We start from the raw sequence: 16,036 nt of genomic DNA on the forward strand, positions 1-16,036 counted from the left end.
ATTAGTTTAGGCTAACCAATCCTTTTATTATAACACACTAAAATGGAAACCAGAAGAGACTTTATCAAGAAAGCAACCTTACTAACCGGTGCGCTAGGCATAGCTGGCATCTTACCGCCATCAATACAAAGAGCTATGGCAATAGACCCTAAAGTGGGCAGTACCTTTTTAGATGCAGAACATGTGGTATTTTTGATGCAAGAGAACAGGTCTTTTGACCATGCATTTGGCACACTTAAAGGTGTTAGGGGCTTTAACGATCCCAGAGCCATTGCCCTGCCTAACCAATACCCTGTATGGTTGCAAAGCAATAAAAAAGGCCAAACCTATGCCCCATTCAGATTAAACATTAAAGATACAAAAGCAACCTGGATGAGCGCTCTTCCACACTCCTGGGAAAACCAGGTAGATGCCCGTAACAACGGCAAATACGACGGGTGGCTGGAAGCCAAAAGATCAGGCAATAAAGAATATGCTGATATGCCATTAACCATGGGTTATTACAATCGTGAGGACATCCCCTTCTACTATTCCCTGGCCGATGCATTTACAGTTTGCGACCATAATTTCTGCTCTATACTAACAGGAACCAGCCCAAACCGCTGCTTCTTCTGGACAGGCAAAGTCCGTGAAGAACAAAACGCAACCTCTACCGCACACCACTCTAACGGATATATCGACGGTTCTGAAAATGTTTCATGGAGCACATTCCCGGAGCGTTTGTCTAAACACAATGTAGACTGGAAAATATACCAAAACGAGCTAAGTGTAGGTGTTGGTCTGGAAAATGAAGAAGACGATTGGCTGGCTAATTTCACAGATAATGATATGGAGTTTTTTAAACAATATCATGTAAAAAGACATCCAGAACACCTGATTTACCTTCGTAAAGCGAAAACCGAATTGGAAGCTAAATTAAAAGACAAACCAGACGAAAAACTAAAAAAGAAGCTTGATTTTGTAACCAAGGAAATTGAGTTTTTAGAAGTAAACACTCTTGACAAATTAACTCCTGAGCAGCAAGACTTACATAAAAGAGCATTTGTAACCAATCGAAATGATCCAGACTTCCATAGTCTTGAAACCATCGCTTACGATGATAAAGGCACTAAAAGAACTGCCCAAATCCCTAAAGGAGATGTACTGCATCAATTCCGAAAAGATGTTGACGATGGCAAATTACCCACCGTTTCCTGGCTAGTTGCACCAAGCAACTTCTCTGATCATCCCGGAGCGCCTTGGTATGGCGCCTGGTATCTTTCAGAAGCCATAGACATTTTAACCAAGAACCCCGAAGTATGGAAAAAGACCATCTTTATTCTTACTTACGATGAAAACGATGGATATTTTGATCACCTGCCTCCATTTGTATCTCCGGATCCAAAGAACCCCGAAACTGGAGTTGTTTCAAAATCATTAGACAACAGCTCTGAGTATCTTTACAAAGGTAAAAACAGTGAGAGAGAAAGTTCTTTAGGTTTAGGCTTTAGAGTTCCAATGGTAGTGGTTTCGCCATGGTCAAGAGGTGGTTATGTAAACTCACAAGTATTTGACCATACCTCTTCTATTCAGTTTTTAGAGCAGTTTTTAAGCCACAAGACCGGTCAGAAGATATACGAAGACAACATCAGTTCGTGGAGAAGAAGCCTATGCGGCGATTTAACTTCCGTATTTAGACCATACAATGGAGAGAAAATTCCATTGCCAAAAGCAGTCGAAAGATTACCTTTTCTCGAAAGCATCCATAAAGCGAAATTCGCCAAACTACCTGATAACTTCAAAAACCTGGATCAACTTGCCATTGCAGGCATCATTAAAAACCCTAAAGGCAACCCTAACTTACCTAAGCAGGAACCTGGAATTAAACCTGCAAACGCAATCCCATATGAGCTGTATGCCCATGGCGCATTAGACCCAGCAAACAATCAGTTTAAAATTGGCTTTACTGCAGGGAAGAAATTCTTTGGCGACAAGGCAAAAGGTGCCGGTTTTATAGTATATGCTAATGATAACAACTGGAACTTTACTGTTGATGCAGGTGATACTATAGACTATAACTGGCCATTAAACAATGATATTTATGATTTAAAAGTGTACAGTGCTAACGGTTTTTACCGCAGATATAAAGGCAGTGCCAACGATCCTAAAATTGCGGTTTCTTTAATGTACCAAAGTAAAAAAGATGGCAGCAGGGGGAATGGCAATGTATTGTTAAACGTTAAACGTATAACCAGTGGTGAGCAAGTTAGCTTAACTGTAAAAGACAACAGCTACAAAAAAGTACCTGTTAAAGCGGTTTTAAAGAAAAATCAGGAAGAGATTTTTATCCCTATTGACCTGAAATCAAGCCATAGCTGGTATGATTTGACTGTAACTTCAGAAAAACATGTGGGTTATAGTCAGCAATTTGCCGGGCATGCAGAACATTTAAAAGAAAGCTTTACCGATCCGCTAATGGGCCATTTGGTTTAATAACCCATCACCCCTTCATCTTTACCTCCCTCGTCATCTCGATAGGAGAGATCTCTTGGTTGTGCAAGTTCAAGAGATCTCTCCTATCGAGATGACGAGTACCATAAAAAACACTTGAAAAAGTATTGAGAAATGCTTGAGAAACACTTGGGTTGGAAGATCGTTGAAATATGTATGAGGATATTTCAACGATCTCTTAAACATTGCTTAAACATCTCTATAACATATTTAAGTTCAAGTGTTTTTCAAGTCTTTCTTCGGTATTTCTCAATTGTTTCCAATAGAAATCAAAAAAATATCTGTAGTCTTGTAGCGTTTCTCATCGCCCCTGCGTAATAGTAAGATATAAACCAACTATTATGTCTATCAAACAAATACTACCAATTGCATTAAGCTTATGCTTATTTATGAGCTGTAAAAAAAGTAATGACAAAGTAGTTTTTAGCGGCACATATACAGGAAAATTTATTGAAGGGCCAATCAATCAGCTTGTATCTGTTAACACAGAAGTTAAGTTTAGTGGCGACGGGTATGAAGCTACAAATGGTACTGGTATATTTAAAGTTGATAATTCATCAAAGATTAAATTTTCTATGGCTTACATAGCATCAATGGATTATGTGGGTAACAAAGTTTTGAATGGTGATTATAGCTATGTGATTAAAGGCGACAGTTTGATCTTAGATAAGATATCTCCTTCTACAGAACACCACTACACCTTAACAAACACTATTAGTTACAAAAATCAATATAGATTAAAGCGAATGAAATAATAAATGTCTATCAAACATAACGCCTCAGATGCTGAGTTAATTAAGGAGTGTAAAAAGGGCGACCTAAAGCACCAGGAAATGTTGTATAAGCGCTTTTACGCCTATGCAATGGGCGTTGCCATGCGCTACCTTATTAATAAAGATGATGCTTTGGTGGTGGTAAATGACGCTTTTATTAAAGCATTTAACGCGCTCTATACTTTTAAAGATGATTTAGAATTTAAACCTTGGTTTAGAAAAATATTGGTTAATACCGCTCTCGATAGTAAAAGAAAGAACTTAAAATACATTCATGATAGCGAAATCCCAGAGGTGTTTCAGCAAACTATGTATCCATCTGCCATTGAAAAACTCTCGGCAGCTGACATTTTGAACTTAATGAAACAACTTCCGGAAACGCATCATGTAGTTTTTAACCTGTATGAAATTGATGGCTATTCACATAAAGAGATTGGTCTGATGCTAAATATACCCGAAAGCTCATCGAGAACTTACCTTACCCGGGCGAAACAGGCATTGCAAAAATTAATACAAAGTGACCTTATAAAAATATGAACACGTTAGACGATAAATTCAGCAATCATATTAAGGCAGTTTTCGAAGAATTTGATACTGAAGGGGCAGATTATGGCTGGGCTGAACTTAGAAAAGATTTCCCTCCAAAAAGCAGCCATAAACCGCTTTACCTTTGGTTATCGGGTATCGCTGCATCTTTATTGATAGCTGGGATGTTATTATTTAACACTTATAATAATGATTCTGTAAAGGATGTTACGGAGCAAAACAATATCACAAAAGCCAATCCTGTAGCACCTCAAAAACCCGACAGCAATTTAGATACGGCCGCCAATAAGGAGATTAATTCTTTTGATAAAAGCATTGTATCTGCAAAAATTGTTAAAGGAATTGCACCAGTCAGCTTGGAGGAAAAACAGCTAATACCTGTTAAGATTACCGATACAACCCTAAACAGCAAGGAGCCTGACAGAGACAGCATCAATCTGCTTGCAAATGTTGTTAGCGCTAAGCCCGATAGTGTAAAAAACACTAAACCTACAATACTTGAGTTTTTACAAAAAGAGAACGAAAAAGAAAACAAATCTGTACTAGCATCGGCTGGTAAAAAAGCCAGAGAAGATAAAAAAAATGCATTGTTTGATGTTTATACAGCTACGTTTTTAAATTATTACGCAGATAATCCGGTAAAAGTAAATGCAGGTGCGGGTTTCAATGCTAACATTCGGATCAATAAGAATGTATACGTTTCTATGGGCGCCGGCATTAGTGAAACCAACATTACTTATCAGAGCTCCGTGCCCTCATCATTATCTAACTTGTCGAGCGGTGCAGCAGATGCTGCCCTTATGAACGGTTATGTAGTGGGGGCAAATGGTACTAAATTAGACGCACGATTTCTAAATATAGATATTCCTGTGGCTGTTAAATTTTACCCCGGAAAAAGCGGCAAGTACTATCTTTCTACAGGCCTAAATTCAAGCACCTACCTCAATCAGAAATATTCCAGTTCCATAAGTGGCTTTAACCCTTATTCAAATAGTTATTCAGACTTTAAAGGAAAAACTGAAGAAAGCAATTTTAAGGGATTTGACTTTGCTAATAGTGCCATTTTTGCCATAGGGATTAATCAGTCGCTTGGAAAAAGCACTACGTTAACTTTTGAGCCTTTCTTTAAACCCTCGCTGCGCGGTTATGGCGACAAAAACATCAAAATAAATACTGCTGGTCTGAACCTGAAATTAAGTTTGGGTGGCAAGAAATAGTTGTTAAATTTGATAGTAGATTTACCATCTATCTTAAATTACATCTATATGAAAAAGACCTCTCCAATCCTGACCTTGCTATTGCTGGTTTGTTGTGTTAATGCCAATGCGCAATTCGGCAAATTAAAAGATGCGTTAAACAACGCCGCAGGTAACATCCTTAATAACAAACAACTTAAGCTACTTCAAAGCGATCCTATAACCACCAACTTTGACGACTGCAACAAGAAGGAAACAATGCCTGTAGACTTTGGCACCGACTCTGTAAAAAAGAAACTTTGTGACTTAACCTCAAGCTATACATCGGCACAGGGCTTTACTTTAAAACCGGGCTTTTATACCGGAACTTTTAAAAGCTTTTGCTTAAAAGCGGGTACTCATGGCCCGGGTAATGGAGATGGCTATTTGTATGCACCTTTGGCGGGCCCAAAAGAAACGATTGCCAGAACCCTTATCGCAAATTGGGAGCAGCACCCTGAAATTGAACAAAGCAAAGTGCAATTGCTTTTATGGGCGATAATTGCAAAAACTAACTTCAGCAAGCTCTCGCCTGATCTTCAGCTGGTAGCGGCTAAATTGCTTAACAAAAATGAATTGTCGGGCTTAAGCAGCAGCATAATGGACTATTTATCAAGCGAAGCGATGCTAAAAATAACTGCCAACCTACCTGAGCCTGCCAAAACTATTGTAGAGATTGAGAATAAGATGAGAGGGTTGTTATATCAAGCCAATTCATCGTACGATCAGATTGAACAATTGGCCATGCTTAGTGGTAGTGCTGTTCCAGATACAGATTTCCCGAGAGGGATATGGGGTTTGCATCCTGATGGTTATTATATTAAATACCTGCCTCATTCTTATACCAGAACGGAAGTGGTTATCTATGTTCCTAAAACAATTGCAACTGTAAATTATATGCCTGTTGGTATGGTTGCCGTGCCTGCAAGCAGGGGTTGTCAGCGTTTAGGGCAATCTAATTTATTGGCCTGCGAGAATTAACATCGTACACGTCACTATATGAATGTTTCTGATATTATTAATTACCGGCTCTTTAATCAGCAGATTGCCAAAACTTCGTTTACTACTCCTCAGGAAATTGTAAGCTGGATGGTGGCCATGCAGGCGCAGGAATATGCGATGTCGAAATGGGCAATCGGTTTGCGGTTAAACAATGTTACTGATGCGGACGTAGAAAAAGCCTTTAATGATGGCCAGATATTAAGAACTCATTTGCTTCGACCTACCTGGCATTTTGCAACTCCAGAAGACATTAGATGGTTGCTTGAGCTTACTGCCCCCAGAATTCGTAAAGCCATGGCTTATTACGAAAGGGAGCTTGAACTTGACGGTAAACTTTTTAACAGATGCAATGATATTATTGGTAAGGCATTAACCGGTGGCCATCAGCTTACCCGGCTTGCATTAAGTGATCTGCTTCAAAATAATGAGATCAGTTTAAATGGAAGACAAATGGGCCACGTAATGATGAATGCAGAAATGGACTGTTTGGTATGTAGCGGCAGGCGGGAAGGCAAACAATTTACTTATGCTTTGTTTGATGAAAGAGCATCAACCGCGATATCTATAGATAAAGATGAGGCTTTATTATTGCTAGCCGAACGATACTTTACAAGCAGAGGGCCTGCAACGCTTAAAGATTTCTCAGTGTGGTCTGGCCTAACCATTACCGATGCGAAAAAGGCTGGTGCCATGCTAGATAGTAAAGTATTTATCAAAGAGGTATTTCATAGTAATGAATACCTGCTAAAAAGGGAAACATTAGAACTAGCCTTGGATACTTCCTTAGCCAAAAAGGTTCAAAAGAGTTTCCTTATGCCCGATTACGATGAGTATGGTATAGGATACATTGATCGCGCTGCGATATTTAATCCGATAAAGTTAACCACTGAGTTTAGGAAGAATAACCCTGTGTTCGACAGAATGGTTATTGTTGATGGCATAATTGAGGGAACGTGGAAAAGGACTATAAAAGGCAAATCTGTAATTGTTGAGACGTATCTTTTTAGGGAATTAAGTAAAGTAAAATCAGAGGCCGTTAAGAAAGCGGTAGACAGATTTGTTAAGTTTACCGACAGTAGTGAATGATTTGCATTAGATATAAATAGACCACAAAAATGACTTCAACTGAGTTAGAAAAACTACGTTACCCGATTGGAAAGTTTGAGCTACCTGCTCAAATCACTAAAGCTTTATTGGATGGCTATATTGCTACTATTGCTTCGTTTCCTGAAGTTTTAAGGAAAGAGGTAGCTCATTTTACCGATGCACAGCTAGACACTCCTTACAGACCCGGAGGCTGGACTGTCAGGCAGGTGGTTCATCATTGTGCCGACAGCCATATGAACAGCCAGATAAGACTTAAATGGGCTTTGACGGAAGATAGTCCTTTAATTAAAGCCTATTATGAAGAAAGATGGGCTGAACTTGCAGATAGCGAGGGGTTGTCGATTGAATCGAGCCTGAGGATATTAGAAGGGCTGCATCAGCGGTGGGTGTTTCTACTGAATTCACTTAGTGCAGAAGAACTGGAAAGGGATTTTATACATCCTGAACGAGGCAGAAGTATAAAAATCAACGAAAATACCGGTTTGTATGACTGGCATTGCCGTCATCATCTTGCTCATATTACAGAGTTAAAAAAGCGGCTAGGCTGGAAGTAATCGTTTCTATTTAAACCTGATTGCTTTTAATGGACTTATCCTGCTCACCAACAATGATGGTATAATAAGTACCACAAAGCAGATTACAATTGTAGAGATGTTTAGTAGCAGCACATCGGTAAATTGTATTTCAATTGGCACATATGCGAGGTAATAAGACGTTTGATCTAATTTAAAAATATGAGTATGGGTTTGCAGATAAGCTAAGCCCAGCCCCAGAACATTGCCCAGTATAACCCCGATTCCTACCAGGTAAAGGGCATTATAGAGGAATATTTTCATCACACTAAAATCAGTCATACCGAAAGTTTTTAGCATACCGATCATATTGGTCCGTTCCAGTATCATGATCAATAAAGCGGTAATCATATTGATTACGCCTACTACCATCATTAATGCAAGGATAATTTTTGTGTTTACATCTAATAGGGATAGCCAGGTAAAAATTGCCGGAAAATAGTCTTGAACGGATTCTGACTTCAGCTTTGTTTCCAGTTCTGTGTAAATGTTTGTTGAAACGGTTTTTAGATTGGCAAAATTCTTAATTCGGATCTCTATCCCTCCTATTTCATTAGGTTTCCAATTGTTTAAACGGCGGATCAGATTAAGGTCGCCCATTACAAAGCCTTTGTCGATCTCTTCTACACCGATATCATAAATTCCTACTATTTTAAATGGTCGCCTGCGGGGAGGATCCTGTACAAAGTGCATGATAAAGTCGTCACCTGTTTTTAGTTTAAGGCGATTGGCAGTAAATTGAGATATCATGATCTGCTTTGTGGCGGCTGCACTATCGGCAAAGTTTATAACTGTTCCGCTTACCAGATGTTTACGTATATAATCCCAGTTAAAGGTTTTATCTATGCCTTTAAAGTTTATGCCTTCAACTTCATCATTAGCAGAAATGATGGCTGGTTTTGTAGCATAGGCTTGAAAATATTCGATATCGGGATTGCTTTTGAGCTTGGCTATAGTTTCTGGTTCAGGTACAAAGGGCGACAGCTCAAATGAATTGTTAAGATCGAACTTAAAGATCCTTACATCGCCAATGTAACCTCTTACTTTTTCCTGTATCTCGCTTTTAAAGCCTTTAATAATCGCAACAGAAAGCATCATTACAGCAAGACTGAGCATTACCCCTGCTATAGCAATACGAACTATTAGTTTTGAGAATGTGCGCTCAGATTTTACTGCTATGCGCCCTGCTATGAAATATTCTGTATTCAACCTCTTGCAATAAATTGTAACTTAGCAAAAATGCTTATCTTAAAAAGGCAATAAAAAAAGAAAAAACCGCGTTAAAATACACCTAAATGGCTTTTGTAAATTCCAAAATCTTTTCTAAAAGATACATTTTGTCTCTTTTTTTATGATTTTTGTCTCTTTTTTCACTTGCATTTCTGGTTGCAAAAATGCAATTTTTATTTCATTAATATTCTGTTTATTCGTTAATGCATAAAAGGATATGGTGCAACGCCTGATGTAATCCTTTTTCAATCTTCCTTAAACTAACACCTTATTCCACACCAAACTGCCCCTTGATTTCGGGCAAAGGGGCAGTTTTTAGGTTAGGAGCTGCTTTCAGGCCAAACTTTCTGTATTATTTTTGTAAAATCAGTTGTGGCTGTTGCAAAAGGTGATATATTAATCCTTAAAAAAGAGGCGTTCACGTGTGATCGCCTCTTTTAAAAAAACAACTATTACTCTTTTTCCAATAACCCTGGGTAAAGAACCCCATCAGCCGAAGGAAATTTGATCTTTAATAAATGCGCAATAAGCGGTGCTATATCTTCCAACCCCATTTGGCGTATGACCACATTTTTCTGAATGCCTTTTCCAAAAGCCACAAAACCTGTTTCAATCTCCTTAAAATCCGGAAAATAACCATGTGTGCCACCTTTTACTGCGCGCATCACTTCTCCTTCAGTACTGCCACCAAAGGTTACGCCCTGCACCGGAGCAAGCGCGAGCGCCACTGTCGGATCGGCACCTACTTCATCCAGTTCCGCGCGGTCCACGATTCTGAAGAGTTTCTGTTGTCCTTCTGGCATAGCTTTTAATGCCGCTCTTACCTTAGCCAAACTTTGTTTGTCATTTTTGTCCTTTAGGTGTAAAAAGGTAGAACCTCCACTGCTATGAAAAAATGCTTTCCAGTTTGCTTTATTGGCATTGTCCTGTAAGCCTGCTTTCGCCAGCAATACATTTGGATTTAGTTGCGTGTGGATGTCTACAAAGCCATGATCACCGGTTACAATAACTGTCGTGCTCTCACTAATTCCGGCCTTTTCTACAGCGTCAAGGATGGTCTTTATGGCCTGATCTGCCAATGCTACTGCTGAGCGAACCTTATCACCATCCCGGCCCTGTTCATGTTCATAGTGGTCTACATCGGCAAGGTGTACTGCGGTAAAGCTTGGTTTGTATTTCATAAGCAGGTAAGCGGTCATCCTTGCGTTGTTTACATCTGAACTGAAGTAATCGTTGGCCATTTTCCCACCAACATTTTCTTGTATCTCCTCATACAAACCAGCAGGAAAAGCCTCTTTTGCCATGCCGCCTGCATAGTCATTTTTACCCCCTTTTTCTTTCGGTAAAAACCAGTATTCCGGAATCCGGTAGGTTATGGGGCCGTTTACTGTTACCGGCCACATCACGCAGGCAGTGCTCAGTCCGGCAGCCTTTGCTGCGCTCCAGATCGAAGGCACTTTTACGGAATCATATTCCCAATTCCAACGGCCCGTAGTTCCTTGAGGCTCAGGCGGTGTATTATAGTAAATACCATGTTTAATTGGTTTTACACCGGTTACAATGGTGGTATGGGATGGGTAAGTTACTGAAGGAAATACGCCACGTACACCGTCGCTATAACTTCCATTAGCCATCGCCTGGCGCAAGTGTACCATTCCCCAGGAGGGGTCCTTATAGAATTCGGGGCGAAACCCGTCTACAGTGATTAATACGACATGCGCCTGCTGTGCCTGTGAAGCAGATACGCTGGCAATGAATAAACCTAATGCAATAAGCACCTTTTTCATATTTTGATTGATATTATAAAATTCCAATTAAAGTGTTTGGTTATTAAAATGAATAACGTAGACCCAGCTGCACCTGGTAAGGATTACCATTCAGGTTAGACACGCCGGTAGTCGCGTTCATGTTGTAGGTGTATTGCAAGGCTTGCGGATCGAAGCTTTTCAAGCTATAGATATTTTGTTTGCCTAAATTGTGACCAACACCCCAATCTTTCTTCAGCATATTGGCCAGGTTGAAAATATCAACAGAAGCTTCAATACCGTGCGATTTGTACATCTTGAATTTCTTAGCCAGGCGCAGGTCGAAAACACCGTAGAAGCTGTTCTCACCACCATTACGTTCTGCAACCTTACCTAAGTTATTATTTATATAGTCTTTAACACTTTGCTCTGCTTCCGGGTTATCCAAAATCGCTTTGATGCCATTACTCAAGTAGGCAGGCGTATTTGGGTCATTAGGATTATAAATATAGGCCAGGTCATTGGAAGATACAAAATCCCCATTCATATTTCCACCTACAGCAAGCGAGTATCTTGTGCCTGCAATACCACTGAAGCGAAGCCCAACCGTAACGCCATAAAAACTTGGTGCCGTACCATAAAATACTGCTTTATGGCGAAACTGGTTATCTGCATAACTCATGGTGCTTAAATTCCGTGGATCATCCTTTACCATTAGTGACAGTGTAGCGGAATTGGCCACATTTCCATTATAGGAAGTATTGTCGCGTGTGTCGTTCCAGGTGTACGAAGCGGAAATTTGTCCATCCTTGTAATAGCGGTAGGTTCCGTCTACCACAAATGTATAAGAGTTCACCCTGCCCTCGCTGTTCATTTCCAGCACACGGCCTATCTTATTTGTCTTACGTCCATTTACCCAGTTAGCAGCACCGTTAGAGGCTTTTATAGAGCTTGCCGGTACATATACGCCTCTGTTACCTTCTGCAGCAATTCTGAAATAGGGTTCATCCACCATATTCTTGTCGACATACATGTAGTTGTTGCGGCCCCAGGTGCCATAAGCGCTAATGCCAACACGTAGTGCCGGACTAAAGAAGTGGTTGATGGAAAAATTAGCTTTATAAGCAGTAGGTACTTTAATATCAGCGCTGTTGGTATTGATGGTTACCAATTGCTGTATGTTGGGATTGTTGATCAAATCGCGGCCTGGTGCGGTTGTTGGATCATTACGGAATTTTGCGAAGTCAGCAGCCGGTATTAGTGCCGGGTCAGTAATATCAACACCAGCAATACGTGTTCCATCAAACAACATGTTGTTTAACATGGAGTAAGGGTTTAGGTTCGATCCGAAAATACCACCACCAAAGCGGATGATGTTTTTTCCTTGATCACCTACATTCCAGTTGAACTGCACGCGTGGCTGAATCTGAAAAGTGTTGATGCCATTCTCGGTAGAAATGCCCAGCTCATCATATACCACCTGATTAAAGTTTGCTTTCCGAAGATAGCGTGTATTGTCCAGACGGATACCCGCGACCAGATCCAGTCCTGTGGCCAGTCTGGTTTCCATTTGTCCATACAAGCCGGTAGCCAGGTTATTTACTTTCGTATTTTCTTCATCAGTCATATACACATCCCGTGCATAACGGTATGGCGTCTTGTTTTCATAGTTTTCCAAGCCGGCAAAGTAAAAACGGCCATTCATCTCGCTACCGTAACGGAAGTTCATATCCGTATACATGATGTCTGCGCCAAGGGTGTATTTAACTTTATCCGTGTTGTAGTAAATATTATTCACCAACTGAACGACGTTCCCTTTAAACCATTCCGGGGCAAAACGCTGACCACCCATTTGAATGGAATTGAAGTAAGTGCTTTCCCCATCTTTCGACGCCACGTTTTCTACAATGGCGCGGGGAATACTTTGATTGGCTCCAATGCCCTCCACATTGTGCATTACATCCGTACTTTCATAAAAGTGCTGTACTTTTAATTCGTTAGTCAGCTTCGAATTGATGGAAGTACGAAGAGAGGCCATCAGACTGTTGTTTACGTTTTTCCGGTTCACAAAAGATTCGAAGGCATTGATGCCGGTATTGTCACCTTCCTGCTGATCATCCAGATCATAGATGAAGTTGTTACGAATGGTAAGCAGGTTTTTAGGATTAATTTGCCAGTCGAAACGGGCAAATGCGGCATCCGTGGCTTTCTTTTTATCAAAAGCACCAAATAGTGCGTTGCCGCTAAATCCATACTTTTCTCTGGATATCCGGGTGAATTCATCCAGGGTTTGCTGCGTCACTTTGTACCGGCCCACATCTACTGCATTTTGAATGTCGGCAATGTATAGCGGGCGTGAATCGGCCTGGTGATCCCAAACCACAAAAAAGTGCGCTTTATCTTTAATGATCGGTCCGCCTAAAGAGAAACCATATTGCGTAGTCGAGAATTCCTGGCTGCGTTTTGTACCGTTCAGGTTATAATTGCTCGACAACCAGTTGGTACGTGCAAAAGTAAATGCGCTTCCCGTGAGGGTGTTTGTACCGGATTTCGTTACCGTGGTAATGCTACCACCACCGCTTCTTCCGTTGGTTACATCGTATTCGTTAGTTACGACTTTAAACTCGCGGATGGCTTCCATGGAAATGGAATAGGCGCCGCCACTATTGCCCCCGGCGATGGTACTTCTGGAGGTCATTCCATCTACGGTATAGTTGGTAGAAGAGGCTAGCTGGCCCGCCAGGCTACTGCCATTACTTACGGGCGATAAGTCGATCAGCGTAGAAAAATTCCTTCCATTTACGGGCAATTTGGTTAGTTCTGTCGCAGTAACGGATGTAGATGCGCCTAGATTTTTAATGGCATTTTTTAAATTACTACTGCCCTGGATCACCACCTCCTGCAATCCGTTTGCAGCCGATGTCAGGGTAAAGTTCACCACCAGCTCGTCACCGTAGTTAAGCGTATAGCCAGCTTTCTTTTGCTCGGTATAGCCGACGTAAGTTACGGTGATGGAATAAGGGGAACCCAATGGTAACTGCGGAAAAACAAAACTCCCTTTTTCATTGGTTGTGGTATTCACCTTGAAACCGGTCGATTCGTTTCTGACTAAAACGGATGCTCCAGGGACCGGCTTGTCGGCATCCGTTACTTTTCCTATAATGTTAGCTTCGGTACCTTGTGCCCAAGCTGACATTGATGTAAAAAGCAACAAGGCTAAACAAGTTAGAATTGAGCTGAGTTTTGAAGTTCGTTCTTGTTTGGACATTTTCGTTAAGTGAAATGGTAGAAGTAAATAATTCATATTTGCTTGCGCTTAGATTTTTTGTTCCGGCAAAGTTATATGGGCAATATTTCCGCTTGGTTAAGAAATAATAAGCTTATTACTCCTTGTATAAGGAAATTAAACCAAGTGCTGGAAGTCACCTTCAGCATTTACAGACAACACAGAATTTATCCATTACCTGAAATCAATTCCCGCAAAGGCGTAGGCCCGCCTCTAAGAGCCCTGCCCTGATCATTATGTTTCATACCATTTACGGGAACCTCCACGAAAAATTTTTTAGATGTATATATACACACGGATGCTTAAATTGACGATTGAAGCCACTTTTTAGTTTATAACTTTTCGAACGTCGGTTGGACAATTACCACTCATTACATCAACGTACTTTGAAATTAGCTGTATCAGTGTAAAAAGAAACAGGTGTTTTCTTATGAGACTTAATTTCTATCTCTTTTCTTTTAAAAACCATAAAACGTGCTTCAGTTTTGCCACCGATGGGTTTGGGTCTGATATCCAGGGATGTGGGCTCATATTACGGTCCAAAATGATCAGTCGATTTCGCTGAAAAACGGCCTCTCGGCTCATTTTAAGCGGTTTTTAACTTCACGAAAACCGATATGGACCGAATCCCATTTTGATCATCAAAATTAATTAGCGCGCCTCTAATTGCGTTTCGTTGCAAAATTCTGAAGCACATATATGAATACTTCTTCAGACAAGCAGATTTATCAAAAATTGGTGTTACAATCTCCCTTCAGATCACAAAAACTGCCTTAAGAGCTATCCCTTGTCAATCAAAATGCTAAAAACAAAAAAGCTTGTCCAAGAAGTGAGCAGGATTGAATCTTCGGGATTTGAATATATTTGGCCTAAAGGCTAAGATCCCTCCCGAAATTAAAGGCAGAAGTTCGGGTGCACAGTTTGGCCCGGAATGGAGTGTCTACCATCTGGTTCTTCCCCACTTTTTGGTGGTAAAAAAATACGAGAGACAAATAATTTGTTGTTGTAAGCAACTGTATTTTAAATTGATACAATCTTATTATATCGGTAGTGCCTTTGTGTTTTTTGCTAGAGCTAACATTGATCAAGATTCTTGTCTATATATTAGTGGATCCTACGGCTTTAATCACCAGCAAGCCTTAATGAACACTTAATCCATTGATTTTACATTACTCACTTCATTTTGAAAAACCGCTGACCTAAGTCCGGGGGGTGATCCCCGGACTTAGGTCAGCGGTAGACCAGAGATTGACAAATTTAGGTAACGTCAGACAATGTATAAGCATTCTATTGAAGTCTATTTTCTGAGAAAGCCTTCGTTAAAATTTATTTGCCACCAAAAAGTGGGGAAGAACCACCATCTCCGAAATATACACGTTAATTGTTCAGTACATCATTTAATTAGTTTTTTTATTCTAGGCCAATAAACCTTTAAAATTGTCAAAAACCAAAACATTTTGTGCTTAGTTTGAATGAATATTCATCACTAGTATTATATCTACCAACTACAAATTCTCTGAGTCTCTAAAAGAAACAACATAACCGCTGCCCCTTGAAACGATGCAAAATTTATCTGGATCTGGAGTCGTATAAACTCCAGAAGTCTTCTATTACTAATCTCGCCAAATGCGAAATTCCGACCCAAGTTTTCCAATAATGCGCTACTATTTTAAAAATCGACTCATCTTTTCCACCCTTCAGTTATCCCATTGGAAATAATGTCTTTCTTCTGACCCTATCCCATTCAGTACTTCAAGTTCATAAGTCCTTTTAAATGTCAAATCAATTTTCATTTTATTTTACCTGTTCCCAAAATCTTTGAAGCCTCCCTAATAGTAAAGGTATTTCCAGATATAAGTTCATTTGAAAAATAATCCGGTTGAATAAACTCTACCTCAATTTCAAACTCATTCCTACCATCCAACTTTGCAATGTTACTTACCTTACCCGACATACATTTATCACCAAAACAGAATAAGAAAATGCGCTCTTTTAAAAGAACTGTAGAGCTTTCCCAAATGATATATCCTTTAGTTAAATTCATTATAAA

At 40.1% G+C, this 16,036-nt stretch carries 11 protein-coding genes; 7 read left to right on the plus strand and 4 right to left on the minus strand.

What is annotated here, in order from left to right; translation table 11 throughout:
* The first annotated feature begins 42 nt into the window (after positions 1-42).
* The 7 genes from AC6CH7_RS08285 (at position 43) to AC6CH7_RS08315 (ending at position 7,707) form a co-directional block, all read left to right on the plus strand.
* The gene (locus AC6CH7_RS08285) at positions 43-2,472 is read left to right on the plus strand and encodes a phosphocholine-specific phospholipase C (RefSeq protein ID WP_498262229.1); all 2,430 of its coding nucleotides are present in this window, start codon (positions 43-45) and stop codon (positions 2,470-2,472) included.
* A 407-nt stretch (positions 2,473-2,879) separates the two neighbouring features.
* Positions 2,880-3,245 (plus strand): hypothetical protein, encoded by a 366-nt coding sequence (locus AC6CH7_RS08290; RefSeq protein ID WP_498262230.1) that lies wholly within the window; start codon positions 2,880-2,882, stop codon positions 3,243-3,245.
* A gap of 3 nt (positions 3,246-3,248) precedes the next feature.
* Positions 3,249-3,800 carry an RNA polymerase sigma factor gene (locus AC6CH7_RS08295; protein ID WP_498262231.1) on the plus strand — a complete coding sequence of 184 codons (552 nt, stop codon included), beginning with the start codon at positions 3,249-3,251 and terminating at the stop codon, positions 3,798-3,800.
* Positions 3,797-5,026 (plus strand): hypothetical protein, encoded by a 1,230-nt coding sequence (locus AC6CH7_RS08300; protein ID WP_498262232.1) that lies wholly within the window; start codon positions 3,797-3,799, stop codon positions 5,024-5,026. The genes AC6CH7_RS08295 and AC6CH7_RS08300 overlap by 4 nt, the downstream gene beginning before the upstream one ends.
* 48 nt (positions 5,027-5,074) lie before the next feature.
* Positions 5,075-6,025 (plus strand): hypothetical protein, encoded by a 951-nt coding sequence (locus AC6CH7_RS08305; RefSeq protein WP_498262233.1) that lies wholly within the window; start codon positions 5,075-5,077, stop codon positions 6,023-6,025.
* A gap of 18 nt (positions 6,026-6,043) precedes the next feature.
* On the plus strand, positions 6,044-7,132 hold the full coding sequence (locus AC6CH7_RS08310; protein WP_498262234.1) for a winged helix DNA-binding domain-containing protein: 1,089 nt from the start codon (positions 6,044-6,046) through the stop codon (positions 7,130-7,132).
* Positions 7,133-7,161: 29 nt separating this feature from the next.
* Positions 7,162-7,707 carry a YfiT family bacillithiol transferase gene (locus AC6CH7_RS08315; RefSeq protein WP_498262235.1) on the plus strand — a complete coding sequence of 182 codons (546 nt, stop codon included), beginning with the start codon at positions 7,162-7,164 and terminating at the stop codon, positions 7,705-7,707.
* Between the two features lie 6 nt (positions 7,708-7,713).
* On the opposite strand, the gene AC6CH7_RS08320 is transcribed toward AC6CH7_RS08315, so the two are convergent.
* The 4 genes from AC6CH7_RS08320 to AC6CH7_RS08335 form a co-directional block, all read right to left on the minus strand.
* Positions 7,714-8,934, minus strand: a complete 1,221-nt coding sequence (locus tag AC6CH7_RS08320; RefSeq protein ID WP_498262236.1) for an ABC transporter permease — start codon at positions 8,932-8,934, stop codon at positions 7,714-7,716.
* A 473-nt stretch (positions 8,935-9,407) separates the two neighbouring features.
* The gene (locus AC6CH7_RS08325; RefSeq protein WP_498262237.1) at positions 9,408-10,742 is read right to left on the minus strand and encodes an alkaline phosphatase family protein; all 1,335 of its coding nucleotides are present in this window, start codon (positions 10,740-10,742) and stop codon (positions 9,408-9,410) included.
* Positions 10,743-10,785: 43 nt separating this feature from the next.
* Positions 10,786-13,896, minus strand: coding sequence for a TonB-dependent receptor (locus tag AC6CH7_RS08330; RefSeq protein ID WP_498262238.1), 3,111 nt, complete (start codon positions 13,894-13,896; stop codon positions 10,786-10,788).
* Between the two features lie 1,879 nt (positions 13,897-15,775).
* Positions 15,776-16,030: a hypothetical protein gene (locus AC6CH7_RS08335; protein ID WP_498262239.1), complete on the minus strand. Its 255-nt coding sequence runs from the start codon at positions 16,028-16,030 to the stop codon at positions 15,776-15,778.
* Positions 16,031-16,036 lie beyond the last annotated feature (6 nt).

Source organism: Pedobacter sp. GQ55, from assembly GCF_059758925.1.